Genomic DNA, 24077 nt, shown 5'->3' on the forward strand with positions numbered 1-24077 from the left:
AGCAGCGGGGGTAAGACCCGCGGGCCAACGACCCGAGAAGGACAACCACCGCTGGCACGACCGCGTGCGCCACGAGAGAGTCGACAAGTCCGGAAACCGTGACCCTGCGCGTCCACGGCAAACTCCGCCACATCGGCATCGGATGAACCAACAAGGGAACCCACGTCATCCTGCTCGTCCAGGACCTCCACGTCAGAGTCGTCCACGCCGCCACCGGCGAGCTCCTCCGCGAGCTCACCATCGACCCACGCCGCGACTACCAACCCAGAAACAGAAAAGATCCGAACCCCCAGTGAGGGTTCGGATCTCTCCCATGTCTTGCGACATCACATTGGTAGCGGGGGGAGCCCGCAAATCTGCGATCCGCTCGTTGAACGTCGCCAGTCCCCCGCCCCGCAAGGCGTCTGCCAGGGCATTTGCCACCCGTTGCTCATGGCTGGATCGAAGCACACGGCAGCGACAGCTGATCGATCGCGGACGTGGCGGTCCCCTAGGGCTGCAGGCTGGCTCGCACGACCTGGTCGAGGAATGTCACCATGAGCTGGTCGTCGCCGTGCATCTGGTTGCCCGAGGCAAGGTTGTAGTTCAGGTGCAGGCCGGGGCCTGGCATCGCTGAGCGCGGTTTGCCCGGCAGGCTCATCGGGATGCCGTAGCGCAGCGCGACCATCACCGTCAGCAACCGCGCCGTGGACCCGTTGTGGTTGGCCAGCGGGTGGATGCGGATCCATTCGCCGTGCAGCCACGCACACGCCGCGAGGACGTCTGCGTACACGTCGGTGACGGTCGCTCCCGCGTCCATGCGGGCATCGAGCGCGTCGAGGCGGGCGTCGAGCTCGGTGAACGTCTTGGTGACCCGGCGCGCAACGTGGTTCGGCATGGCGCCGAGCACCCCGTCGACGTGGTTGATGCAGCTGTACAGCATCGAGGTGGGCGGGCCCTGGCCGCGGTAGTGGCCCTTGACCCAAGGCTCGGCCACCGGGACGCCCTCCAGGGACCTGGTGTGCCAATCCAGGACCAGCGCCGAGGTGGGCCGCACACCGGAGACGGCGGCGGAGCGGGCATCGGTCTCAATCTGGGTGAAGTTCGCGGTGATGCGCTTGTCGTGCTTTTTCTCGTCCCACGGGAACGGCACAGCGTCGCGTCCTGCAGCCTTGTTGCTGGCCTTCTTGGCACCCCGCCCGCGCTGGTTGCGGCCTCGACCGGGGCTTCGGCCCCTACCCCTCGTCATCTTCCGAGAGGGGCGGCACCGCGGAGGCGTCCCGGGCCGACTCAAGGCGCCGCTGCTCAGCCTCCCCTGACGGCGCGGATGCGGCCAGTAACTGCTCGCGGCTCAGGCCTTCCAAACCCGGCGGCGCGACCAGCGGACCCGGTGAGAGCTCTTCGCGCACGCGCGCCTCCAACGCCACCAGCCGGGACTCGTCCAGCGGCTGCAACCAGCCTTCGACGTGCAGCGCGTGACGGGCCTGCTCGAGGCCCGCCGTGCCGACCAGCAGACCGACCGCGGTGCGGAACCGCAGCAGCCGACCCGCCTTCGACGGACGGACCGCCGCGGTCGGGTTGTTCCGCCAGAACTGGCGCGTCGAGCCCGACAGGCCGGCCACGGCGACGATGTCGTCCAACGGCAGACCCAGCCACTCCTGCAGCTGGTCCAGCGCCTCGGTGCCGGGGTGCACGGTCCGCACCGCGACGTCCCCGGTGTCCTCGACGCCCCTGACGCCCTCGGCCCGTGCCGGATGCACCCGAGACGCGACCAGTGACCTGGCGCCGCCGGCAGCCTCGGCGGCCGCTCGCGATCCCAGGCGCATGGCCGCACGCAGCGCACCCTCACGGGCCAGCTCGAGCGTCACCTGTTCGACCACCAGCATCGAGCGGCGCAGCAGCGCCTCCAGCGCCTCGGACTTGACCGCCCCCACCGGGACGGTCACGTACGTCGCGTCGTTCGCCCAGGCGAACGGCTCCTCGAGAAAGGCGGCAGAGTCCTTGGGCGCGGGCGTCGCCGGGAGCGCGTTGCTGGTCATGGTCATGGTCATCCCTGCTCCTCCCCCGTCGTGGTGCGGGCGACGTTCGTGACACTGCCACCCGAGGTCTTACCCCGCAGGTGGTTGAGCATCTCCGGGGTGACCAGCTGCTGGAACAACGCCACGCCGCACTCGTTCAAGTCCGCAAACAAGTCCAGCACGGCGGCGGAGTCCCACACCGACTGCGGTTCGGCGAAGTTGTCGAGGTCGAGCAGGAACCCGCTTCCCTGCTCATCGATCGGCCCGGACCGCACCCCGCAGCGCATCGGCGTCCCGGTCGATGCGGTCGCGCGCGTCTGGGGCTCGACCTCGAGCAGCATCTGCTGGGTGTAGTTCAGCACTCCGTCCCGCAGCCACCCGTCGCTCGCAGGCGCGATCAGCGACTCGCGGATCCATCTGCCCCAGGCACTCGGCGCCCCCGCCGCGTGTGTAGCGGCGTCCGCTTTGGGTGGCCTCAGCACGTTGACGAACCGCAGTCCTGTCCGCGTCACCGTGACGGGTTCGAGGAGCTCGGTGACCGCCGCGAGAAGTGTGCCGAGCAGGGGCGCGAATTCTTTGGCGTAGCTGCGGAACGACTGCGCCTCAAGCGAGACCCAGTCCGCGGTTACGGTCGCCTGCCACTGCCCGTCGGTGGTAGCCAGCTGCACACCGGTCTGCGACGTCTGCGATGGTGCCGCAACACCGGGGCTGATCACGATGTCGGTCGACGTCACTTCCTGCACCCGGTCGAGGGACACCCCCGCAGCACGGCGCAGCCGCGCCTGCACACCCTTGACCACCTCGGCCGAGACGTCCCGGCGCACCCCGGCGTACCGCGCCTGGGCCACCACCAGCGGCAGGGAGGGCGCGGGCAGGGGCGTGTGGTCTGCATGTTGGAGGTGCAGCATCAACTCGTCTTTCGTGGGGACTGTAAGCCTACTGTAGGTGTACTAACGGTCTCTCGGGAGGCGTTACGCCGCAACAGATCTTCGGCGTGTCCGGCACGGCGAGTGCTAGGCGCAGGCGAATGCGCGGTTTCGGTGGCGGTGGGCGACTCCGCGGCGACCGGGGGCGCGGCTGTGGGCGAGCTCGACCAGAAACGGGATCAGGTAGCGGCGGTAGGTGGAGGCGAGTGTCGTCATCCGATCGCCCTTGCCGTGGCGCTGGATCCCGTAGCGGTTGCACAGGAACTCCACAAGCACCTCGGCCAGTTGGTAGTCGTCGGGGTCCACGTCCTCGAGCAGCAGATCCTCGACGATCTCGCTTGCGCGGTTGACGAGGTCGACCAGATCCACGTCGTCGTCCTGCAGGAGCAGCGCCTCACCTGCGCACAGCCGCGCGAGCGCGGGCCGGGCCGGGGCGGTCTGCTCCGCCGACTGGGCGCCGGTGCCGCGCGCCTTGCCGTTCGGTACACCGCCGGAGCTGGCGAGCCACAGCTGCCGGCTGGGAGTCGCGACGCTCACGAGAGCCCCCTACGGTGCCGAGGCGGGAGATGAGCTGGGTGAGCTGGTCGGCCTGCCTGGCGAGCTGCTTGTCCTTGGTGACCAGCTGCTCGCGCAGGGTCTGCACCAGGGTGTCGGTGTTGCTGAGTCGCCCGGTGAGCTCGGCGGACTCGGTCCGCAGGGCCAGGATCGTCTCGCGGGCTCGGAGCACCTCGACCGCCTCGACCGGTGTGGCACCGGCGGTGAGGTCCTCGCTGTGGATGACGCCCAGGTCGAGGTAGTGGCCCACGTTGACGAGAACCCGTCCTGTGTCGTCGGTGCGGATCTCCAGGCCGTGCTTCTTGTAGACCCGTATGACCGTGTCGACGCTCCTGCGCATCAGGGTGGCCATGTCGTCGCGGGGGATCCAGTCCTCGGCGCTCAGGTGGGGGTGGGACATGTCGGGGGTGCTCCGTCGGGCGGCGGCTCGGGTGGCCGCGTGTGCACGGGACCTGTGCGCGGACGCGGAAGTTGCGCAGTCGTGCACACCCAGTGCTCCGGGGGTGCCTCGGCGGCCACCGGCAGGGCGCGGCGCCTGCGCCCGCGAACAGGTCAACGACCCGGTCCGGGTGCTGGGGGTGCAGCCCGCAGGTGCGAGGGCAGGAGGGGTGCAGCTGCCCGGGCAACCAGGGCACCGGGGCGGTCGCGGGAGGAGGCCCGGGAACGCGATCAGCCCCCCAGGTGAGCCTGGGGGGCTGATCTTCAAGACCGGAATCGCAGTCCTGGTTTGTAGCGGGGGCAGGATTTGAACCTGCGACCTCTGGGTTATGAGCCCAGCGAGCTACCGAGCTGCTCCACCCCGCGTCGGTGAGTACAGGTTACGGGACCATGGACGACTACTCCAAATCGGGCGTCGTGGAGGCGACGAAGTCGGCCACCACCCGGCCCAGCTGCTGGCCGGCGTCCTCCTGCAGGAAGTGGCCGGCGCCGGCGATCACGGGGTGGGTGAGGCCGCTGGTCCCGGGGATGAGCTTGCGCAGGATCGGGGCCATCGCGCCGGTGATCGGGTCGCTGTCGCTGAACGCGACCAGGAACGGCTTCTCCCAGCGGCTCAGCACCTCCCACGCCGCCCGGTTGGCCTCGGTGGCCGGATCGTCGGGACGGGTGGGGACCAGCGTCGGCATCACCTTCGGCGCGGCCTTGAACGACTCGTCCGGGAACGGCGCGTCGTACGCCGCTCGGTCGGTGTCCGCGAGACCGCGCACGCAACCCGCGGCGACCAGACGGCCGATGTCCAGCGCGTCGGCGCCCTCCACGGCGCGACGGAAGTCCCACCAGATCTCGGGCATGTCGAAGTCGCCCGTCGGGAGGCCGGTGTTGGCCGCGACGACACGAGCGAACCGGTCCGGGTGCTCGGCCACGAGCCGGAGCCCGATCAGGCCGCCCCAGTCCTGGCCGACCAGCGTCACCACCTGCAGGTCGAGGTGGTCGAAGACCAGCGAGCGCACCCACTCCACGTGCCGCGCGAAGCTGTGGTCGCTGTGCTGCGCGGGCTTGTCCGAGCGGCCGAACCCGACGAGGTCGACGGCGATCGACCGGATGCCGCTCTGGGTGAGCGAGTCGATGACCTCGCGGTACAGGTAGGACCACGTCGGCTCACCGTGCAGCAGCAGCACGACCGGTCCGTCGACCGGGCCGGCGTCGACGTACGCGATCCGGAGCTCACCACCCTCACCGTCGGCGATCTGCACGTACCGCGGTTCGTGGTCGAAGCCCTCGATCACGGCGAAACGGCTGTCCGGAGTGCGCAACGTGTCCATCCGGGCAGTGTGGCAGGCACCCGGGACGGGTACGAGTCCGCCGAACCCACCGCGCGCCGAGGCGCCGACCCCCACCTCGAAGGACAGGCCTTGTCTGCCACCACCCCCGAGTCCACCAGCGAGTCCTCCGAGCTCGCGCCGCACGTGCTCCTCCTCTTCGGCGCGACCGGGGACCTCGCCAAGCGCAAGCTCTTCCCGGGGCTCTACCGGCTCGCCGCAGCGGGCCGACTGCCCGAGGAGTACGCCGTCATCGGCAGCGGCCGGCACTCCCCCGGCACCGACGAGGAGTTCCGGGACCAGGTCCGTGAAGCCCTGGAGGACTCGGTCGACGACCTCGACGAGGACGTGCTGTCCGGCCTGCTCGAGCGGGTGTCGTTCCAGGCTTCGGGCGCAGACGACGGGAGCGACCTCGCAGCGAAGGTCCGCGCCGCCGAGGAGGACCTCGGCGAGGATGCCCGCCGGCTCGTCTATCTCTCCGTCCCGCCGTCGGTGATGGAGGACATGGTCGCGATGCTCGGTCGCGAGAAGCTCACCGAGCGGGCGCGCCTGGTCCTGGAGAAGCCGTTCGGCCTCGACCTCGAGAGCGCCCGCAGCCTCGACGCGGCCCTCAAGGAGGTGGTCGAGGAGGACCAGGTCTTCCGGATCGACCACTTCATCGGCAAGGAGGCAGTGCAGAACATCCTCGCGCTGCGGTTCGCCAACGGCCTCTTCGAACCCGCCTGGGACCGACGCAGCGTGGAGTCGGTGCAGATCGACGTACCCGAGGACCTCGGCATGGAGGGCCGCGGCAGCTTCTACGAGTCCACCGGCTGCCTGCGCGACATGATCTCCACCCACCTGTGCCAGCTGCTCGGCTTCGTGGCCCTGGAGGATCCCGGCAGCTTCGAGGAGCAGGCCGTCCGGGACGCCAAGTCGGCCGTCTTCCGCGACCTGCGCCCGCTCGACCCCGCGCAGGTCGTCTTCGGCCAGTACGACGGCTACCGCGACGAGGACGACGTCGACGACGACTCCGAGGTGGAGACCTTCGTCGCGATCGAGGCGTACGTCGACAACGACCGCTGGCGCGACGTCCCGTTCCACCTGCGCACCGGCAAGAGGATGGCGGAGTCGAACCGGGTGATCACGCTGCGGTTCCGGCCCTCGGCCTCGGCGATGTTCGAGGACGGCCCGGACAGGGACAGGGCGAGCAACGAGCTGGTGCTCGAGCTCAGCGACGACGCCAAGGTCTACGTCGACCTGCGGGCCAAGCGCCCGGGCCCCGGTCTCGACCTGGTCGGGGCCACGATGCGCCTCGACGTGGGCGAGGCGGCGCCGGAGGACCAGCCGCTGGAGGCCTACGAGCGGCTGCTGCTCGACGTGCTGGAGGGCGACCAGACCCTGTTCACCCGCTCCGACGAGGTCGAGCGCCTCTGGGAGGTCTGCCAGCCCGTCCTGGAGGCACCGCCGAAGCCGCAGCCCTACGCACCGGGCTCCTGGGGCCCGGACGCGGCGCTGGAGCTGCCCACCGGTGGCTGGCACCTGCATGACTGAGAACGTCACCGAGAGCCCCGCGCACGGCGAACCCCTGCCGATCGCGCAGCACGGGCTCATCGGCGACCTGCGCAGCTGCGCACTGGTCGGCACCGACGGTGCCATCGACTGGTTCTGCGCGCCGCGCTTCGACTCCCCCAGCGTGTTCGGCAGCCTGCTGGACACCGAGCAGGGCGGGTTCTGGCGGATCGAGCCCCTCGACGACGACGTCCGCACCAGCCAGTTCTACTTCCCGGACTCCAACATCCTGGTGACCCGGTTCATGACCCAGCGCGGGGTCGCCGAGGTCCACGACTTCATGCCCGTGCTGAAGGCGAACGACCCCGACCACCGACAGCGCATCGTGCGCCGCGTGGCCGCCGTACGCGGCAAGACCAACCTGCGGATGGAGCTGGTCGCACGCCCGGACTACGGCCGGGTGCATCCGGAGACCGAGCGCTTCGACGGCGGCGTGCTGATCACGGGTGGGGGTCTGCGGCTGGGCCTGACCGCCTCCTGCGAGTTCGAGCTCACCGACGGCACCGTCACCGCGGAGCTCTCGCTCGACGAGGGGCAGGAAGGACTCTTCGTCCTGGAGGTGCTCGCGGAGGACCAGCCGCCGAACCCGGAGGAGAGCGGGGAGAGCGGCCACCTGTTCGCGCGCACCGCGGCGTTCTGGCGCAGCTGGGTCGACCAGTCGACGTACAAGGGGCGGTGGCGCGAGATGGTGAACCGCTCCGCCCTGACGCTCAAGCTGCTCACCCACGAGCCCAGCGGCGCCATCGTCGCCTCCCCCACGACCAGCCTGCCGGAGTCGATCGGCGGGACCCGCAACTGGGACTACCGCTACGTCTGGATCCGGGACGCGGCGTTCAGCCTCTACGGGCTGCTGCGGCTGGGGTTCACCGACGAGGCCGAAGCGTTCATGCGCTGGCTCTCCGAACGCATGGGTGAGCACCAGGACGGCGACCGCGAGCTGGGCCCGCTGCGGGTGCTTTACGACATCGACGGCAACGTGCCCGAGGAGATCGAGCTCGACCACCTCGCCGGCTACCGCGACTCCCGCCCCGTCCGGATCGGCAACGGCGCCGCCGGGCAGCTTCAGCTCGACATCTACGGCGAGCTGATCGACTCGGTCTACCTGTTCAACAAGTACGGCAGCGGCATCAGCGCCGACTCATGGGACGACCTCACCCACACCATCGAGTGGGTGATGGACAACTGGGATCGCCCGGACGCCGGCATGTGGGAGATCCGCGAGGAGCCACGGCACCACACCAGCTCCCTGCTGATGTGCTGGGTCGCGATCGAGCGGATGATGCGCATCTCCCGACAGCGCGGCCTTCCCGGCGAGCTCTCACGCTGGGCGGAGGCCCGCGACGCGATCTACCGCCGGATCATGGACGAGCACTGGAACGAGGAGATCGACGCCTTCGTGCAGCACCGCGGCTCCGACGTGCTCGACGCCGGGGTGCTGCTGATGCCGATGGTGAAGTTCCTCGCGCCCAACGATCCCCGCTTCCGATCCACGCTCGCCGCCGTCGAGGACCGGCTGGTCTTCGACAGCCTGGTCTTCCGCTACGACGTGAACCTCTCCGGCGACGGGATCGACGGCACCGAGGGGACGTTCTCGCTGTGCTCGTTCTGGTACGTCGAGGCGCTCACCCGCGTCGGTCGCCTTGAGGACGCGCGGCTCGCGCTGGAGAAGATGTTCACCTACGCCAACCACCTCGGGCTGTACGCCGAGCAGGTCGGCCTGGCCGGGGAGCAGCTCGGCAACTTCCCGCAGGCGTTCACGCATCTGAGCCTGGTCAGCGCCGCGCTCAACCTGGATCGCGCGCTGGGCTGAGGCCGGCGGCCCGGCCGGCTCTCAGTCGGGGATCCCCTTGAGCCGCCGACCGACCGCCTGCTCCACCTCGCGGGTCGCCTGCCGCTCCGCGAGCGCGTGCCGCTTGTCCCAGGTCTTCTTGCCCCGGGCCAGCGCGATCTCCACCTTGGCCCGGCCGTCCTTGAAGTAGAGCGACAGCGGCACCACCGTGAGGCCGCTCTCGTTGACCCGGCGCTCGATCTTGTCGATCTGGGCGCGGTGCAGCAGCAGCTTGCGCTTGCGCCGCGACGCGTGGTTGGTCCACGTGGCCTGCTCGTATGCCGGGATGTGCACGTTGTGCAGCCAGACCTCGCCGTTCTCGACGTCCGCGAACCCGTCGACCAGCGAGGCACGACCTGCTCGCAGGGCCTTCACCTCGCTGCCCTGGAGCACGATCCCGGCCTCCCAGGTGTCCTCGAGGTGGTAGTCGTGGCGTGCCTTGCGGTTGCGCGCGACGACCGGCTCGGCGTCAGGCTTCTTCATCTCCCCAGTCTCTCTCGCTCAGCCGGGGGTCGAGGACTCGGCGATGCGCTTGATCGCGGCGAGGGTCTTCGGGATCCCGTCGTGGGCGTGCCACTTGCGGTCCTCGACCTGGGCGGGGGCGTCGTCGCCGTACCGCTGCGCGAAGACCTCGAGCCCGCGCGGGAGCAGGTGCCAGGTCTCGGTGAGGGTGGTGGTGCCGTCCGGGCCGGGCTCGAGGCGGTAGCCCCACCGCACCATGCCGCCGTCGCCCACCAGCCAGGCGAACTCACGACCCCGCTCGGCGACGATCACCTGGGACCGCGTCTCCCAGGTGCGCTGGGGCGTCTCGTTGTGCCCGGTGAACCACGCGCCCACCTGGCCCGCCTGGCTCTCGTCGTCCCACCAGCAGCCGGTGCACACGGGGCTCCACTCGCCCGTGCGCGTCACGTCGGAGACGAGGTCGTAGAGCTCCTCGGCAGGCACCTCGACGGTGATCGACTCCGCGTGGGTCAGGTCGCTCTCATCGCTCATGCCCCCAGCCTCACAGAGTGCGTCGAGAAGTTCTCCACAGATTTCGATTTCCCTCTTTTATCGAACACAGGTTCGTTCAAGAATGGAGCCATGACCGAGCTCCTCGCCACTGCCGACACCGGCCGCCCACCGGCGCACCCGGTCGTGTCCGGGGTGGCCGAGATCCACGAGGTGCTGGACCGGCTGCAGACCGTCGCCTGCGCTCCCCTGCCCGACCGGGAGCACGCAGCAGCGGTCGCCGAGCTCGATCGGGCCTCCCGCCGGATCGCTGCGATGAAGCTCAGGATCGTCGCCGCCGCCGACAGGGCCGGGACGCCCGCCGCCGCCGGGTACGCCGCCACCGAGGCCTGGGTCGCCAAGCACACCACCGTCACCCGCACCAACGCCGCACGCGAAGTCGGTCTCGCCCGCGAGCTGGCCACCGGCGACCACGACCCCACCGCCGAGGCGCTGGACCAGGGACTGCTCTCCCCCGCCCACGCCGCGGTCATCATCGACGCGGAGCGTCGGCTGCCCGCCGGAGTGACCACCGACCAGCGACGCCAGGTCGAGCAGGCCCTGGTCGCCGACTCCCGACGCTTCGACCCCGACCAGCTCCGCCGCCGCGCCCGCCGCGCCCTGGAGACCATCGAACCCGACCAGGGAGCCGTGGACGCCCACGAGAACGAACTGCTGCACACCGAGGAAGAAGCAGTCCGCTCCAAGTCGAGGCTGACCCTCCACGACAACGGTGACGGCACCACCACCGGTCACTTCACCGTGCCCACCCTCGCCGCCGAGTTCCTGCGCAAGGCCATCGAGTCGATGACCGCACCCCGCCGGATGCCCCACCCCCGCCCCGCGGGAGCCACGGGCCAGCCCCGACCCTTCGACTGGGACCACCGTCGCGGCCTCGCGCTGACCGAGCTCCTCGAACACCTCCCCACCGACCACCTCCACCACAAGACCGCTGCCACCGTCGTCGTCACCATCGACCACCACACCCTCACCGGAGCGCTCAAGGCAGCCGGGCTCGACACCGCAGGCGCACTCTCCGCCGGCGAGGCCCGACGGCTGGCCTGCACCTCCGGTCTGCTGCCCGCCGTCCTCGGCTCGGGCTCGGTGGCGCTCGACCTCGGCCGCGAGACCCGGCTCTTCTCTGCCAGCCAACGAATCGCCGCCGGGCTGCGGCATCAGACCTGCGCGGCCGCCGGCTGCGATCGCCCCTACGCCTGGTGCGAGCTCCATCACCGAGAACCCTGGTCGGCAGGCGGCCGGACCGACCTCGACAACGCAGTCCCGCTGTGCCACTGGCACCACCGGCGCATCCACGACCCCGGCTACCGGCACCGCGACCTGCCCGACGGCACGATCAGCTTCAGCAGACTCACGTGAGAACACCCGCGAGCGCGGTCGCTGGCGCGAGTGCCGCTGATCACCATGTGAACCCGTCCCGTCGATCCGCCGTACCCCCTAGGCTTGGCCCGCTACCGAGGCTGCAGCATCGCGACGAAGGGGCGGACGACGTGACACGTTGGGACCCCGGCGTCTACGGCTCGGCGCTGCTCGGGCCGGCGGACCAGGGCACTCGCCGCCTGCGGATCCGGGTGCAGGTGCTGCTCACCGTGCTCCTCGTGGCCACCAACCTGGTCGGTGCGGGCATCGTGGTCGTGCTCTCGACCGTGGTGATCCCGAGTCCCCCGCCGGAGGACGACACCCTGCTGGCACTGGCGATCGGCGTGCCCGTCTACGTCGCCGTCGCGATCCTGATCGGCGCCGGGTGGGGCACCGCCGGGGCGCTGCGCGCGCTGCACTGGGTCTACCACGACGAGACTCCCAGCGACGACGAGCGGCTGGCCGCCCTGGGTGTGCCCTGGTTCCTGACCCGGATCCAGGCCGGCCTGTGGCTCGGGGCCACCGCGCTCTTCACGCTGCTCGCGGCGCTGCTGCAGCCCGACCGTGCGGTGACCACCGCCCTCACGGTGGGGATCGCGTCGCTGGTGGTGAGCGCGATCGCCTACCTGTTCAGCGAGTTCGCCCTGCGCCCGATCGCGGCCCGCGCCCTCTCCGGGGAGGATCGGCTCCGGGTGCGCGGCCTCGGGATCCGGCGTCGGATGATCCTGTTCTGGGGGCTGGGCACCGGCGCCCCGGTCGCGGGGCTGATCGTGGTGGCGATCCTGGCGCTGTCCGGCAGCGACAACATCAGTCTGACCAAGCTGGCGATCGTCGTGCTCGTGCTCAGCGCGGTCGTCCTGTGCTTCGGCCTCCTCGTCACCTGGCTCAACGCCCGCGCGGTGGTGGCGCCCGTGTTCGGGGTCCGCAACGCGATGCAGCAGGTCGAGGAGGGCAACCTCGACGCCGAGGTGCAGGTCTACGACGGCACCGAGCTGGGCCAGCTCCAGGCTGGGTTCAACCAGATGGTCGGCGGACTGCGCGACCGGGAGCACCTGCGCGACCTGTTCGGCCGCCACGTGGGCCGCGACGTCGCGGAGGCAGCGGCACTCGGCGAGGTCGAGCTCGGCGGTGAGACCCGGGTGGTCTCGGTGCTCTTCGTCGACATCATCGAGTCCACCGCCCTGGCGGCAGATCGCGACCCGGCCGAGGTCGTCGGCCTGCTCAACCGGTTCTTCGGAGTGGTCGTCGAGGAGGTGGACCGGCAGCAGGGCTTCGTGAACAAGTTCATCGGGGACGCGGCCCTGGCCATCTTCGGCGCGCCGGTCGAGCTCGAGGACCACGCGACCAGGGCACTCGCGGCCGGCCGCGCCATGGCCCGACGACTCGCCGAGGAGGTCCCCGACGTGGAGGCCGGCATCGGGATCGCCACCGGGAAGGCAGTGGCCGGCAACGTCGGCGACGAGTCCCGCTTCGAGTACACCGTGATCGGCGACGCCGTGAACGCAGCCGCCCGGCTCACCGAGCTCGCCAAGCACATCGACGGTCGCCTGGTCGTGGCCTGGGAGTCCGTCGAAGCGGCCGAGGAGGACGAGGCGGCCAGGTGGACCAAGCACGACACCGTCACGCTGCGCGGCCGCAGCTCCGAGACGGTGCTCGCGGTTCCCGATCGGACCGGAGGAGAGTCATGACCGAGTCGCTGCGCGAGAAGACCGTGCTGGTCACCGGGGCCGCCCGCGGCATCGGGGCGCAGACCGCCCGGCGGCTGGCCGCCCGCGGTGCGCGGCTCGTGCTGGTCGACCTCGACGAGGAGCCGCTGACCGCACTGGCTGCAGAGCTGGGGACCGCGGAGGTGCTCACGGTCACCGGGGATGTCAGCGACCTCGCCGCGATGCAGGCCGCGGCCGAGGCCGCGCGGAGTCGTTTCGGCGGCATCGACGTGGTGGTGGCCAACGCCGGCATCACCAGCTACGGCTCGGTGCTGGAGGTCGACCCGGCAGTGTTCCGGCGCACCCTCGACGTCAACGTGCTCGGCGTGTTCCACACCGTCCGCGCCGCCCTGCCCTCGCTGATCGAGCGCCGGGGCTACGTCCTGATCGTGTCCTCGCTGGCCGCGTTCGGTGCGATGCCGGGACTCGCGGCGTACAACGCGAGCAAGGCCGGCGTCGAGCACTTCGGCAACGCGCTCCGGCTCGAGGTCCGCCACCACGGGGTGGAGGTCGGGGTCGCGCACATGTCCTGGATCGACACTCCCCTGGTCCAGGACGCCAGTCGCGACCTGAGCGCCTTCGGCTCGATGGTGGCGGCGCTGCCCTACCCGATGAACCGGACCGCGTCGGTGGAGCGCTGCGCCCGGGCCTTCGTCCGGGCCATCGCCGGACGCAAGCGCCACGTCTACGTCCCCGGCTGGGTCGCGGTGCTCGCCCAGGGGCGCAACCTGGTCAACTCCCCGCTCGGTGAGCGGCTCGCCCACCACGACGCGGAGCGCCACCTGAGGCTGATGGACCAGGAGGTACGCCGCCTCGGCCGCTCCACCAGCGCCCGCAACGTCGCGATGAGCGAGGACGGCCCGGCCCCCGGATAGCCGAACGGCCGGCCGTCCCTCTCGGGACGACCGGCCGTGTCGAACTGCCGGGGCTGGTGCGGCTCAGTTCTCCGGAGCCGGCGCAGCCGAGGAGGGAGCCGCCGGTGTGGCGGCCGGCTTGGCCGAGATGGCACGCTCCACGAGCGCGCGCGCCTCACCCACCGCCTTGGCGTAGGCCTCGAGGTTGCCGTCCTTGAGGGCGCTGTCCGCCTCCTTGAACTTCTCGTCGGCCTGCTGCAGCAGTCGCAGCGCAGCCAGCGGGAGGTTCTGGGTGTCCCCGCCGCCGGTGTCGCCGCCGGAGTCACCGCCACCACTGTCGACCGGTGTCGAACCGCCGCCACTGGCCCGCGAGATCACGTCGTCGAGCGCGGTGGAGAGCGTCGGTCCGATGCCGACCTCCTTGCCGAAGGAGACCAGCACGAAGGTCAGGCCCGGGTAGTTACCGGCACCGCCCTCACGCACCGTGTACAGCGGCTGCACGTAGAGCAGGCCGTTGCCGACCGGGAGCGTGAGCAGGTTGCCGTACTTGGCCGTCACGTCCGCCCGCTTGAACGCCAGCAGCTGCGAGGCCACCTTGTCGTCACGCTGGAACTGGTTGGCGATCTGGCCGGGACCCGGCACCTGCGTGTTGTCGGGCAGGCGCAGGATCTGGAACTTGCCGTAGGTGTCCGGGTCGGCCGCGTCCGCGCCCACCGACATGTAGGAAGCGAGGTTCTGCTTCTTCTGCGGCACGTAGACGCTGGTCAGCGAGAACACCGGGGCGTCACCGGAGGTGGTGGCGACCGAGAGCCGGTACGGCGGCTGCTTGCGCGTGGAGGTCACCGGGTCCTGGGGGACGTCCCACTTGTCGTTGCCCTCGTAGAAGGTCTTCGGGTCCAGCACGTGGTAGGACGCGAGCATCTCCCGCTGGACCTTGAACAGGTCCTCGGGGTAGCGCATGTGCTCCAGGATCCCGTCGGGGATCTCCGACTTCTTCTTCACCACACCGGGGAACGTCTTCTCCCAGACCTTGAGGATCGGGTCGGAGGTGTCCCACTCGTAGAGGGTCACGGTGCCGTCGTACGCGTCGACGGTCGCCTTGACCGCGTTGCGCATGTAGTTGATCTGGTCGGTCGGCAGCGTGGCGTACGCCGAGCGCGGGTTGATCGCGTCGGAGGTCATCTCCTGCAGCGACTTCTTCTCCGCCAGCGGGTACTTGTCGCTGGTGGTGTAGCCGTCGAGGATCCAGACGATCTTGCCGTCGACCACCGCGGGCAGCGCGTCGGAGTCCACGGTCAGCCACGGGGCGACCTTCTGGACCCGCTCACGCGGCGAGCGGTCGTAGAGGATCTTGCTGTTCTCGTTGACGCGCGAGGACAGCACGATGTTGGCGTCCCCGAAGTGCGTCGCGTAGAGCAGCTTGCGGAACAGGTTGCCGACCCCGACGCCGTCCTTGCCGTCGTAGGTGTTGGTCTTCGACTGGCCCGGGTCACCGGAACCCTGGGGGATGTCGAGCTCGATGTCCTTGCCGCCCGGCTTCTTGCCGACGATCGAGTACGGCGGGCTCTGCTCACCGAAGTAGATCTGCGGCCGGTAGCCCTTGTCGCCCTGGGCGTCGGAGATGGCACCACGGGGAGGCAGGTCCTCCTCGGCCCACACCGGCTCGCCGTCGCCGCGCACGGGGTTGTCCTCGGCGTCGCTCTGGTTGCCGAAGGCACCGATCAGGCCGTAGCCGTGGGTGTAGACGGTCTTCTCGTTCGCCCACTTCTTTTGCGCGTCGGGCAGACCCTCGAGGTGCATCTCGCGAGCCGCCACGACCACGTCGCGGTCCTTGCCGTTGATCGGGTAGCGGTCGACGTCGAGCACGCCCGGGACGCTGTAGTAGCCACGGACCTGCTGGAGCTGCTCGAAGGTGTCCGAGACCAGCTGCGGATCCACCAGCCGGATGCCCGGCAGCGAGGCCGCGTCGGTGCGCAGCTGGGTGCGGGAGAGCTTGGTCTGTGCGTCGTACTCGGTGACGTCGGTGTCCTCGAGGCCGAACGCGGCACGTGTCGCCTGGATGTTCTTGCCGATGTAGGAGGCTTCCTTGTCCGGCTCGTCGGGCTTGACCTGGAAGCGCTGCATCAGGCCGGGCCACACCGCGCCGAGCAGCACGGCCGAGATCGCGAACAGCGCCAGGCCGACGCCGGGCAGCAGCCACGTGCGCCGCCAGATGTTGGCGAAGAACAGCAACGCGCAGATCACCGCGATGAACATCAAGATGTTCTTCGACGGGAGCACCGCGTTGTCCCGGGTGTAGGTCATCCCGGTGACCAGGCCGCCGGCCTGCGAGGTGAGGTCGAAGCGGTCCAGCCAGTAGTCGGCTCCCTTGAGCAGCAGGAACACGCCCGCCAGGGCCGAGAGCTGGGCCAGGGCCGCGCCGGAGACCTTGTCGCTGGCCGACTGCAGCCGGATGCCGCCGTAGAGGTAGTGCACCACCGCGGCCAGCAGCAGCGCGATGAACACCGCCGACATCAAGAAGTCGACCAGGAAGTGCAGCCACGGCAGGTCGAAGATGTAGAAGCCGATGTCCTTGCCGAAGTACGGGTCGGCCTTGTCGAACTCCTCGCCGTTGTTCCACATCAGGAACGTGCGCCACTTCCCGGTGGCGGAGATGCCGGCGAAGATGCCGAAGATGAGGCTGACCGCGATCAGGAGCAGCCGCCGCATCGGGGTGATCACCTCGCGGTAGCGCTCCAGGTTGGCCTGCTCCGGCGAGTGCGGCCGGAACACGGGCCGCAGCCGGAAGGCGAGGAACAGGTTGAGCGCGACCACCAGCGCCATCAGCCCGCCGAACACCACGAAGAGCAGCACCCGGGTCCAGATCAGCTTGCTGAAGACACCGCCGTAGCCGATGCTGCCGAACCACAGCTTGTCGGTCCAGATCCCCGCGAACAGCGAGAAGCCCATGACCAGGGCACCGACGACGATGACGGTGAGCAGCAGCGGGCGCGGACGTCGCGGACGTGACCCCGGGCCCGGCGGCCGACCGCCCGGCTTGCCCCCACCCGGGGCATCTGAGGGTTGTGCTGCGAAATATTCACTCATCTTCTGGGAAGTCTCCGGGCTCTGGTTGGAGGGTGGTGTGCAACAACTGTAGAAGGGCCGGCACAAGGTCCGGTCCGGTGAGAACCATGTCGTCCTCGTCGTGTGCCCGCTGCCGGATGGCGCAGAAGCTCTCGCCGGTGCGCAGGGCGCCGGCCACGATCCGGGCTTCCTGCCGGTCCGGATGGGCAGCGGCATAGGCCGCCGCAGCCTCGGGGTCGCTGGGCACCTGCTCGGCGTCGGGGGGCACCGTGAGTGCCTCCAGGACGACGGCACAGCCCGCCACCTCCGACGGCCACAGGATACTGGCCAGCAGTTCCTCGAGGCTGCCCGACGTGGTCTCCTGCTCGACCGGGGTCAGCGCCTGGTCCTGCGCCTCCACCCCGAGCAGCTCGGCGAGGTGCGGCTCGCGCTCGAGGAGGTCAGCGGTGTCCACGAGGGCGAACAGGTGGGCCGGCTGGTCCCAGCCGGCGCGGGCGGCGTGCGCCTCCACCTCACGTACGACGTCGGCCAGCGCGCTGGCTGCGTCCGGTGTGCTGCTCATCGGCTACAGCTCGCCATCTTCGCGTCGGAGTCCTTCACCCATGCCTGCACGTCCTTGATCGCTTCCTTCAGAGTGTTCACCCGCACGACTCGCATTGTGTCGGAGTCGTAGTTTGCCTGGAGGGCCTCGGCGCAGTTCTGAGCCGGGACCAGGAACAGCCGGGCGCCGTCGTCCTGGGCGCCGACCAGCTTCTGCTGGATACCGCCGATCCCGCCGACCTTGCCCTCCGCGTTGATCTCGCCGCTGCCGGCGATGACCTTGCCGCCGGTCAGGGAGCCGGGGGTCAGCACGTCGTAGATGCCGAGCGCGAACATCAGCCCACCCGAAGGACCGCCGATGTTGTCGTCGAGGTTGAGGTCGACCTCGAACGGGAATTGATAGCTCGGCGCGATCGAGACCAGCAGCGCGCTCAGCTTCTTGTCCTGCGGCGAGGCAGTGGTGGTCAGCTTCTTCTCCAGCTCCTGGCCGGCGCGGCGTACCTTCACCGTGACCTCCGAGCCCACCTTCAGCGGCCGGATCGACCCGGTGACCTCATCGAGGGTGTTCACCTGCTTGCCGTTGACCGACACCAGGAGGTCACCGTTCTCCAGCTCTCCGTCGGCGGGGCCGCCCTTGGTCACCTGGGCGATCTTGACCGCGGAGGTGAACGGGATGTTCATCGCGCCCAGGGCCGCAGCGACGGCGTTGTCCTGGGAGGAGACCATCTGCACGGCCGACTCCTCGCGCACGCTCTCGCGGGTGTCGGTCGGGGCGTGCACGGCGGAGTAGGGGTAGACGGCGCGGTCGGGGTCGATCCACGCGGTGATCAGCTGGGCGATGCTGATCTTCTCGCCGGCGCCGCTCGCGACGATCGTGGTCAGGCGCAGCGCCCCGTCGTCGCGGTAGGACTTGCGTCCCTTGACGGTGATGATCTCGTCCTTGCCGCTCTTGCCGAGCACGTTGACCGTCGGGCCCGGGGAGAAGGTCGCGTACGGCACCGGCTTGCGGGCCGCGATCACCGAGAGGCCGACCACCAGCACCACCGCGAGCACGGCGGCCCAGGTGCGGCGCCTCATCGGCGGCGATCCCGGGTGCTCATGGCGTCACCCTCTCATTCGGGGGCAACTCAGCCGCCTCCGGTTCGCGCCCGCGCGGGTGGGTCAGGCGGTGCGCGCGGAGTCGTCGGCGGTCTCGGGGGTCCGCGCTGGGAGGTTGCTCACGTTGGCGACCGGCATCTGGGAGGGGCGTACGGCGATCCCGGTGCTGCGCTCGCGCAGCGGCTGCGGCGCGCTCACCCGGCTGACCACCTCGTCGGGCAGGTCACGCATGATCGCCGCGGCGAACCGCTCCTGGGCAGCATCCGACCGGTCGGGGCTGACGTCCCGGGCGCGGCCGAGCCAGCTCACCCACAGCATCGCGATCGCGGTCACGAGTGCGGGCGGCAGCCACCAGAGCAGGATCTCCACGCAGCCCATGATGCCGACGGGTACCTACGGTGCCGCACACCGACACACCTTGGGCCCACCTCGGGACCCAGAACGTGGGCACGGCTGCCCCGGCTAGGGCGAGTTCACCCACTCCTCGCGCCCGTCGCGGAACACCTGGTGCTTCCAGACCGGGACCGAGGCCTTGAGCCGGTCGATCAGGGCCCGGGAGGCGTCGTAGGCCTGGCCGCGGTGGGCCGCCGAGACGGCCACGACCACGGCGATGTCGCCGATCTCGAGGTGGCCGGTGCGGTGCACCGCCGCGAGGGCGACCACCTCGAACTCCTCGGCCACACCGAGGGCGACCTCGCGGAGCCGCTCCCGGGCGGAGGGGTGCGCGGTGTAGTCGAGGTACTTCACGGACTCGCCCTGGTCGTGGTCGCGCACCGCGCCGACGAACAGGTTCACCCCGCCTGCCGCGGGGTCGTCGACCGCGGCGAGCACCTCGGCGGGGTCCAGGGTCGTCTCGCGCAGGTCGAGCAGCCGGATCACGCCGGCAGCGGCGTCAGCAGCGGTGTCGCCCACGGTGTCGGGAGCAGCGTCGGCAGCGGTGTCGGGAGCAGCGTCGAGAGCGGTGTCGGGGAAGTTCGTGGGCACCGACCCAGCCTAGACGCACCGCCAGAGGTGCGACATTGGTCGTAACCGGTAATTTGGGTTGCATGGACGACCGACCGGACGAGAACAACCCCTTCAAGGGGACCCCCTTCGAGCAGATCTTCAACGCTCTCGGCGGCACCGGCGGTCCCGGCGGCCAGGGTGGCGCAGCCGGCTTCAACATGCCGGACCTGTCCGGGTTGATGGGTCAGGTCCAGGCGATGATGGCGCCGTACGACGGTCCCGTGAACTGGGCCCTCGCCACCGACATCGCCCGCAAGACCGCCGCCCAGGAGCCCGACCCCAGCCCGACCAGCAGCGACCAGAGCCGGGTCGCGGACGCCCTGCGGCTCGCCGACCACTGGCTCGACGACGCGACCGTGCTGCCCTCGGGGATCACCACCACCGCGGCCTGGAGCCGCGCGGAGTGGATCGAGCAGACCACCGAGGTGTGGCGGGTCCTCGTGGAGCCCGTCGCCGAGCACGTCGTCGCCGCGATGGGCAAGGCACTTCCCGAGGAGGCGCAGGCGATGGCCGGGCCCCTGATCGGGATGCTCGGCAAGGCAGGCGGCGCCATGTTCGGCAGCCAGGTCGGCGCTGCCCTGGGCGGGCTGGCCGGCGAGGTCCTCACCGCCAGCGACGTCGGCCTGCCGCTCGGCCCGGCCGGCAAGGCGGCGCTGCTCCCCCACAACATCGCGGAGTTCGCCGAGGGCCTCGACGTCACCGCTGAGGACGTCCTGCTCTACCTGTCGCTGCGCGAGGCCGCGCACCAGCGCCTCTTCGCCCACGTGCCGTGGCTGCGACAGCACCTGATCTCCTCGGTCGAGGACTTCGGGCGCGGCGTCACCATCGACGTCTCGGGCATCGAGCAGGCGATGGGCCAGCTCGACCCCACCAACATGGAGGCGATGCAGGAGGCACTGCAGGGCGGGCTCTTCGAGCCCCAGCAGACCCCCGAGCAGAAGGCCGCCCTGGCCCGCCTGGAGACCACGCTCGCGCTGGTCGAGGGCTGGGTCGACGAGGTGGTGGGCCAGGCGACCGCCGAGCGGATGCCGGCCTCGGGGAAGATGCAGGAGGCGATCCGGAGGCGCCGTGCCGCGGGTGGTCCCGCGGAGGAGACCTTCGCCGCACTGGTCGGGCTCGAGCTGCGCCCGCGCCGGCTGCGCGACGCCTCGGCCCTGTGGGGGTCGCTGCGCTCGCGCCAGGGCAAGGAGGCCCGCGACGCGGTCTGGGCCCACCCCGACCTGCTGCCGACCGCTGCCGACCTCGACGACCCGCTGGGCTTCCGCGAGGACCTCACCGAGCCGGCCGAGCTCAGCTCCGACGACTTCGACAAGGCGCTGGGCGAGCTCCTCGACGCCGACGGGGACAAGCCCGCCCCAGAGGTGGACGCAGAGACGGACGCGGAGACCGACGAGAAGCCCGACACCAGGCCTGACGCCAAGCCCGACACCAAGCCCGACACCGGGCCCGACGAGGGGTGAGGCTGCACGCCGACGCCCTCGAGGTGCTCACCGGCTGGCGGGCACCGACCCCTGAGCAGGAGCGGCTCCGGGCGGCGTACGTCGAGCACCTGACCGCGCACGACGACGGGGTGTGGCGCTCCTGCTTCCCCGCGCACCTGACCGCGGGCGCGCTCGTGGTCAGCGAGGACCGCAGCCAGGTCTTGTTGAACCTGCACTGCAAGGCCGGCCGCTGGTTCCACTTCGGCGGCCACCTCGAGCCGGGCGACACCGGCCTGCTCGAGGCGGCGCGGCGCGAGGCGGCCGAGGAGTCCGGGCTCGAGGGCCTCGTGGTCCGGGCCGAGCCGCTGCACCTGTCCCGGCACACCGTGCCGTTCTGCGACCCGCGCGGCGCCGTGGAGCACCTCGACGTGAGGTTCCTCGCGGTCGTGGCGGGCCAGAGCGTGCCCGTCACCAGCGAGGAGTCGCTGGCGGTGCGCTGGTGGCCGGTGGACGACCTCCCGACGCAGGAGCCCGACATGACCGAGATGATCAGCCTCGCCCTGAAGCAGCCGGCCTGAGCGCCGGCTAGGAGACCTCCTCGGGCTCCCGGCACGGCTCCAGGCCCAGCCCGGCGGCGTGCGAGACGCCCTCGAGGTAGCCCTTGGCGCGCTCGGCCCGGGGGTAGCGGTCGACCCAGCGCCAGAAGCGTCGGTCGTGGCTGGCCTCGATCAGGTGCGCGAGCTCGTGCACCAGCACGTAGTCGACCACCCAGGCCGGCATCTTCTGCAGCCGGTCGGAGAGCCGGATCTCACCGGTCGTGGTGGTGCACGAGCCCCATCGCGTCGTCATGTTGCCCACCCAGCGCACCGACGTGGGCTGGGCCCGGCCCTCGAGGTACTCGTGGCGCAGTTCCTCGGCTCGGCGCATCAGCTGGGCGTCGGAGCGGCGTCCCCGCTTCTCGGAGCGCTCCAGGCGAGCGAGCATCGTGGTGACCCACTCGGCCTCCTCGGCCCGGGTGAACCGGGCCGGGATCATCACGACCACCTTGCCGTCGCGGCGGTAGGCGGACACGGTGCGCTTGCGGCGCTGGGAGCGCCGCACCTCCACTGGGGCATCGACCTGTCCTGGCATGGGAAGAAAAATAGCGCCTCCCGCCGACAACCGACCCTCCGCAGATCAGGTCCGGTCCCTGCTGGGCTCGAGCCGGGCACGCCACCTCGTCCACGGCGGGGTGACGTCCCAGTTGGCGCGCAGCGTGCGCACCGCCCGGTCCATCCGGCGGCGGAGCTGGCGTCCCCCGCGCAGCGACCGTGCGGAGACCCCCACCACCAGGGACCGGTCGTAGCGGACCTGGCGGTCCGCGCCCAGGCAGAACGCGAGGTCCATGTCGTCGTGCACCTCGGGGTCGAGGTGCACGAGGTGGCGCACCTCGCGCCAGGTCCGGGTGCGCAGCGCCATGTTGGACCCCCACAGGGTGGTCTGCCCCATCGCCGCGTGCACCAGCACGTAGTACGACCCGAGGTAGGACCAGCGCGCGACCGGCTCGATCCACCGCGGCAGGTCGTGGAACCGGCCCGACCCGGTCAGCGCCGCCAGACCGGGCTCCGCGGCCATCCGTGCGGTGATCTGCTCCACCCAGTCCGCGGGCGGCCTCGAGTCGGCGTCGCAGCGCGCGATCACCTCACCGCGCGCCGCGTCGTAGCCGGCAGCGGCAGCAGCGGGGATGCCGGGGCGCGGCTCGGTCACCACCCTGGCCCCGAAGCCGGTGGCCACCAGCGCGCTCTCGTCGAGCGAGCCGTTGTCGACCACCACCACTTCGTACGGCGGGACGGTCTGGGCCTGCAGCAGGGACAGGCACTCGGCCAGCGGGCCGGCGTCGTCCTTGACCGGGATCACCACCGACACGGTGGGCCCGACGCCCCTCGCCGGGCGCACCGGTTCGCTGCGGTCCGGGCGACTGCGCAGGGCGAGCACCAGCCCCACCACGAGCGCACCGAACCCGTCGGCGACGAGATCGCCGAGCGTGTCGTCGTACCCGACCTGGATGCGGTCGTCGAGGTAGGTGTGCCCGAACCACTCCCCCAGTTCCCAGACCAGCCCGAGCATCGTGCCCAGGGCCGTGGTGGTGAGCACGATCCCGACACCTGCCCGGCGCAGGGTGCGATCCCGCTCGCGTGGGAGCACCGAGAACGCGACCAGCAGCTGGAAGGCGAGCACGGTGACCAGGGCGCAGGCCACGGCGTGCACCACCAGGTCGAGCACGGGATAGGTGAGGTAGAGGTCGAGCACGGCGCTCCACGCCGCGAACAGCAGCACCCCGGAGCTGATCAGGTCCAGGCGCGGCGAGGCGCCGAGGAACCGGGGCAGCACCAGCCCGAGCAGCACCAGGGCGAACAGCGCCGCGTTCACGCCCTGGCCGTCGATCAGGCACCAGACGAAGCTGCCCAGCCCGGCGAGCCGGGCGAGGTCAGCGACGCGGAAGTGCGGGTCGATCACCATCGCCGGTCCCTCATCGGGTCAGCTCGATCCAGATGAACAGCTGGGTGACCAGGAAGCCGGTGACGTAGTTGAGCACCAGGAACCGCCGCCACCCGGCGTTCGCGCTCTCGCAGTCCCGGTCGGGCAGCGACCGGTAGCGCCAGATGTTCACGACGTACGGCACGACCAGCAGCGCGGCGAGCCGGCCCGGTCCGCTGACCGCGACCAGGAGCAGCAGCCCGGCGGCGGCGTACGCCGTGATGGCGAACCGGACGGTGCGGGCGGCGCCGAGCGAGGTCGCGACCGAGCCGATGCCGGCGCCCTGGTCCGCCTCGATGTCCTGGACCGCACCGAAGGCCTGGGAGGCGACGCCCCACAGGAAGAACGCCACGAACGCCGCCAGCGCGGTGGGGGTGAGCTCGGCCCCGGTGAGGGCGAACCCGAAGACCGCCGGGCCGGCGAAGTGCGTGCTGGAGGTCATCGAGTCCAGGAACGGGCGCTCCTTGAACCTCAGGCCGGGCGCGGAGTAGGCGACGACCGCGAACACGACCACCGCCAGCACGAGGTTCGAGCGCACGGAACCGACCACGGCCAGGTAGGCCAGGAACGGCAGGTTGGTCAGCGCCGCCGACCAGAGCGTCAGCCGGTGCCACCGGTCGGAGAGCACCACACCCTCGACCCCGCCCTTGCGCGGGTTGCGCAGGTCGGACTCGTAGTCGAAGACGTCGTTCACGCCGTACATCAGCAGGTTGTAGGGCACCAGGAAGTAGACGACGCCGAGCACCAGCGCGAGGTCCACGCCCCCGCCGCCGAGCAGGTAGGCCGCGCCGAACGGGTAGGCGGTGTTCACCCAGCTCAGCGGGCGCGAGGAGCCGACCAGCTGGCGCAGGGCGCCCGGGGCCGGGTCGCTCACCTGGTCGCTCATCTG

At 70.7% G+C, this 24077-nt stretch carries 23 protein-coding genes and 1 tRNA gene; 7 read left to right on the plus strand and 17 right to left on the minus strand.

Annotation, left to right across the window (positions count from 1 at the left end):
• Positions 1-490: 490 nt before the first annotated feature.
• From AC4BGC_RS14100 to AC4BGC_RS14130, 7 genes are all read right to left on the minus strand, one after another.
• Positions 491-1132 carry a Fic family protein gene (locus tag AC4BGC_RS14100; RefSeq protein WP_490556329.1) on the minus strand — a complete coding sequence of 214 codons (642 nt, stop codon included), beginning with the start codon at positions 1130-1132 and terminating at the stop codon, positions 491-493.
• An 82-nt stretch (positions 1133-1214) separates the two neighbouring features.
• Positions 1215-2030 (minus strand): hypothetical protein, encoded by an 816-nt coding sequence (locus AC4BGC_RS14105; RefSeq protein WP_490556330.1) that lies wholly within the window; start codon positions 2028-2030, stop codon positions 1215-1217.
• Positions 2027-2905, minus strand: coding sequence for a TIGR04255 family protein (locus tag AC4BGC_RS14110; RefSeq protein WP_490556331.1), 879 nt, complete (start codon positions 2903-2905; stop codon positions 2027-2029). The genes AC4BGC_RS14105 and AC4BGC_RS14110 overlap by 4 nt, the downstream gene beginning before the upstream one ends.
• Positions 2906-3010: 105 nt before the next feature.
• Positions 3011-3292: a hypothetical protein gene (locus tag AC4BGC_RS14115; RefSeq protein WP_490556332.1), complete on the minus strand. Its 282-nt coding sequence runs from the start codon at positions 3290-3292 to the stop codon at positions 3011-3013.
• A gap of 25 nt (positions 3293-3317) precedes the next feature.
• Positions 3318-3878, minus strand: a complete 561-nt coding sequence (locus AC4BGC_RS14120; protein ID WP_490556333.1) for a hypothetical protein — start codon at positions 3876-3878, stop codon at positions 3318-3320.
• Positions 3879-4208: 330 nt separating this feature from the next.
• Positions 4209-4282: transfer RNA gene (locus tag AC4BGC_RS14125), tRNA-Met, on the minus strand.
• A gap of 32 nt (positions 4283-4314) precedes the next feature.
• Entirely contained in the window at positions 4315-5238 is a 924-nt protein-coding gene (locus AC4BGC_RS14130) for a haloalkane dehalogenase (protein ID WP_490556334.1), read from the minus strand.
• Positions 5239-5328: 90 nt separating this feature from the next.
• On the opposite strand from AC4BGC_RS14130, the gene zwf reads away from it, so the two are divergent.
• A complete protein-coding gene (gene zwf, locus AC4BGC_RS14135; RefSeq protein WP_490556335.1) occupies positions 5329-6768 on the plus strand; it encodes a glucose-6-phosphate dehydrogenase in 1440 nt (479 codons plus the stop codon).
• The gene (locus AC4BGC_RS14140; RefSeq protein WP_490556336.1) at positions 6761-8596 is read left to right on the plus strand and encodes a glycoside hydrolase family 15 protein; all 1836 of its coding nucleotides are present in this window, start codon (positions 6761-6763) and stop codon (positions 8594-8596) included. Before zwf ends, AC4BGC_RS14140 begins: the two co-directional genes overlap by 8 nt.
• Before the next feature lie 21 nt (positions 8597-8617).
• On the opposite strand, the gene smpB is transcribed toward AC4BGC_RS14140, so the two are convergent.
• Both smpB and AC4BGC_RS14150 read right to left on the minus strand, forming a co-directional pair.
• Positions 8618-9097, minus strand: a complete 480-nt coding sequence (smpB, locus tag AC4BGC_RS14145) for an SsrA-binding protein SmpB (protein ID WP_490547781.1) — start codon at positions 9095-9097, stop codon at positions 8618-8620.
• Between the two features lie 18 nt (positions 9098-9115).
• Positions 9116-9607, minus strand: a complete 492-nt coding sequence (locus AC4BGC_RS14150; RefSeq protein ID WP_490556337.1) for an SRPBCC family protein — start codon at positions 9605-9607, stop codon at positions 9116-9118.
• Between the two features lie 90 nt (positions 9608-9697).
• On the opposite strand from AC4BGC_RS14150, the gene AC4BGC_RS14155 reads away from it, so the two are divergent.
• The 3 genes from AC4BGC_RS14155 to AC4BGC_RS14165 all read left to right on the plus strand — a co-directional run bounded on the left by AC4BGC_RS14155 (position 9698) and on the right by AC4BGC_RS14165 (position 13562).
• The gene (locus tag AC4BGC_RS14155; protein WP_490556338.1) at positions 9698-10981 is read left to right on the plus strand and encodes an HNH endonuclease signature motif containing protein; all 1284 of its coding nucleotides are present in this window, start codon (positions 9698-9700) and stop codon (positions 10979-10981) included.
• A gap of 131 nt (positions 10982-11112) precedes the next feature.
• Positions 11113-12669 carry an adenylate/guanylate cyclase domain-containing protein gene (locus AC4BGC_RS14160; protein WP_490556339.1) on the plus strand — a complete coding sequence of 519 codons (1557 nt, stop codon included), beginning with the start codon at positions 11113-11115 and terminating at the stop codon, positions 12667-12669.
• Positions 12666-13562 carry an SDR family oxidoreductase gene (locus AC4BGC_RS14165; protein ID WP_490556340.1) on the plus strand — a complete coding sequence of 299 codons (897 nt, stop codon included), beginning with the start codon at positions 12666-12668 and terminating at the stop codon, positions 13560-13562. Before AC4BGC_RS14160 ends, AC4BGC_RS14165 begins: the two co-directional genes overlap by 4 nt.
• Positions 13563-13625: 63 nt before the next feature.
• Here AC4BGC_RS14165 and AC4BGC_RS14170 read toward each other — a convergent pair whose 3' ends face one another.
• From AC4BGC_RS14170 to AC4BGC_RS14190, 5 genes are all read right to left on the minus strand, one after another.
• A complete protein-coding gene (locus AC4BGC_RS14170) occupies positions 13626-16628 on the minus strand; it encodes a UPF0182 family membrane protein (RefSeq protein ID WP_490556341.1) in 3003 nt (1000 codons plus the stop codon).
• On the minus strand, positions 16621-17169 hold the full coding sequence (locus AC4BGC_RS14175; protein ID WP_490547776.1) for a PPA1309 family protein: 549 nt from the start codon (positions 17167-17169) through the stop codon (positions 16621-16623). The genes AC4BGC_RS14170 and AC4BGC_RS14175 overlap by 8 nt, the downstream gene beginning before the upstream one ends.
• Positions 17166-18224: a YlbL family protein gene (locus tag AC4BGC_RS14180; protein WP_490556342.1), complete on the minus strand. Its 1059-nt coding sequence runs from the start codon at positions 18222-18224 to the stop codon at positions 17166-17168. Before AC4BGC_RS14180 ends, AC4BGC_RS14175 begins: the two co-directional genes overlap by 4 nt.
• Positions 18225-18308: 84 nt before the next feature.
• The gene (locus AC4BGC_RS14185) at positions 18309-18614 is read right to left on the minus strand and encodes a hypothetical protein (protein WP_490547774.1); all 306 of its coding nucleotides are present in this window, start codon (positions 18612-18614) and stop codon (positions 18309-18311) included.
• Between the two features lie 93 nt (positions 18615-18707).
• On the minus strand, positions 18708-19229 hold the full coding sequence (locus AC4BGC_RS14190) for a molybdenum cofactor biosynthesis protein MoaE (protein ID WP_490556343.1): 522 nt from the start codon (positions 19227-19229) through the stop codon (positions 18708-18710).
• A 62-nt stretch (positions 19230-19291) separates the two neighbouring features.
• Between AC4BGC_RS14190 and AC4BGC_RS14195 the strand changes: the two genes are divergently transcribed.
• Both AC4BGC_RS14195 and AC4BGC_RS14200 read left to right on the plus strand, forming a co-directional pair.
• Positions 19292-20710: a zinc-dependent metalloprotease gene (locus AC4BGC_RS14195; protein ID WP_490556344.1), complete on the plus strand. Its 1419-nt coding sequence runs from the start codon at positions 19292-19294 to the stop codon at positions 20708-20710.
• Entirely contained in the window at positions 20707-21249 is a 543-nt protein-coding gene (locus tag AC4BGC_RS14200) for an NUDIX hydrolase (protein ID WP_490556345.1), read from the plus strand. Before AC4BGC_RS14195 ends, AC4BGC_RS14200 begins: the two co-directional genes overlap by 4 nt.
• A 7-nt stretch (positions 21250-21256) precedes the next feature.
• On the opposite strand, the gene AC4BGC_RS14205 is transcribed toward AC4BGC_RS14200, so the two are convergent.
• From AC4BGC_RS14205 to AC4BGC_RS14215, 3 genes are read right to left on the minus strand one after another with little or no spacing between them, the layout of a single operon-like run.
• Complete coding sequence (locus AC4BGC_RS14205; RefSeq protein WP_490556346.1) at positions 21257-21802, minus strand: M48 metallopeptidase family protein; 546 nt, start codon at positions 21800-21802, stop codon at positions 21257-21259.
• Between the two features lie 45 nt (positions 21803-21847).
• Positions 21848-23170, minus strand: a complete 1323-nt coding sequence (locus AC4BGC_RS14210; RefSeq protein WP_490556347.1) for a glycosyltransferase family 2 protein — start codon at positions 23168-23170, stop codon at positions 21848-21850.
• A gap of 10 nt (positions 23171-23180) precedes the next feature.
• Positions 23181-24074 (minus strand): prenyltransferase, encoded by an 894-nt coding sequence (locus AC4BGC_RS14215; RefSeq protein ID WP_490556348.1) that lies wholly within the window; start codon positions 24072-24074, stop codon positions 23181-23183.
• Between the last annotated feature and the right edge of the window lie 3 nt (positions 24075-24077).

The sequence above is a fragment of the Nocardioides sp. Z38_18 genome (assembly GCF_058215695.1).